General features: G+C 49.9%; 2 protein-coding genes. Both read left to right on the top strand.

The window, feature by feature from the left end; all coding sequences use genetic code 11:
• The coding region (locus tag F1735_RS36040; protein WP_222853181.1) for a hypothetical protein at positions 1–332 on the top strand (332 nt) is incomplete at its 5' end.
• A gap of 231 nt (positions 333–563) precedes the next feature.
• Complete coding sequence (locus F1735_RS33865; RefSeq protein ID WP_167241419.1) at positions 564–827, top strand: hypothetical protein; 264 nt, start codon at positions 564–566, stop codon at positions 825–827.
• Positions 828–910 lie beyond the last annotated feature (83 nt).

The raw sequence follows: 910 nt of genomic DNA, 5'->3' as shown, positions 1-910 counted from the left end.
ACGCAAAAGACGAAAGTAAACCTGAAATGCGGCGAGTTTACAAGGGGCGCGTTAAGTCATTGAATGTAAACAGGTTTTCAGCACGGTCGGCACCGCGCGCAAGACTTGTGTATAACGAGGTGCCTTATACCACGGTCTATATCTGGCTCGCGTCCCAGGTTGTTAGCAATAGTGTGGTGACCCAGGTAACGTCGCCTATGACAGAGGTTGTCTTTGGTGGTGGTAACAACACCGCTTCTCTTGCTTACGATTCGGCAACAGGTATGTTCATTGCTTCCTCGACGAACAACTCCAGCAAATTGGTGCTCACTCAACACGAAGCGTTGCTGTAACAACCGTGCTGGCGATTGTCTATCCACACGAAATTGCCGATTCGGATGGACTGGCAGGATAAGAGTGGCGGGTCCGACCGCTATTCTTATCCGGTTTTTAGCATGCAGCAGGCGGGAAATCGCCATTCAGAGCCGCAAGTTGCGAAACAATCCCCGCAACGTCTCATCCATTCGTTGCACGGATAAGGAACATTTGGATTTTCTATTTCAACTGACTTTGCGGAGAACGCGATGGCTAAATACATGACCCAAAAAATGAGTTCCGGCGTATTGCAGGCGACCACCTATTATCAAGGGCAAAGCGACCATCCACCCCATGGAGAATCAGGTGCATTCACACGTGCTGCCACCAGCGACTATGCCACAGTACATAATATCACCGTGGCGGAGGTTGAAGTCGGCACCTATAAATCAAACCAAGGAGTGCCAACCGGAGGGCATACTAAAGAAATTTGTAACTGTTTAGCCCTGACCGTTGTAAACGCGCAATTGTAAACATTCCGATATCCGGGCATGATGCCGGTCATGGTAAAACTTGCCCCTCTTCCCGACCTCTCGACTCTCTCGCATCCCGAAAA

Source organism: Massilia genomosp. 1, assembly GCF_011682185.1.
GTDB lineage: Bacteria > Pseudomonadota > Gammaproteobacteria > Burkholderiales > Burkholderiaceae_D > Telluria_A > Telluria_A rubra.
Note: the sequence above shows the minus strand (reverse complement) of the source record. Positions and strands in the feature narration are given on the sequence as shown.

Bases quoted from the DNA above. Each gene is read 5' to 3' on its own strand.
- F1735_RS33865 (WP_167241419.1), top strand. From the start codon at position 564: ATGGCTAAATACATGACCCAAAAAATGAGTTCCGGCGTATTGCAGGCG.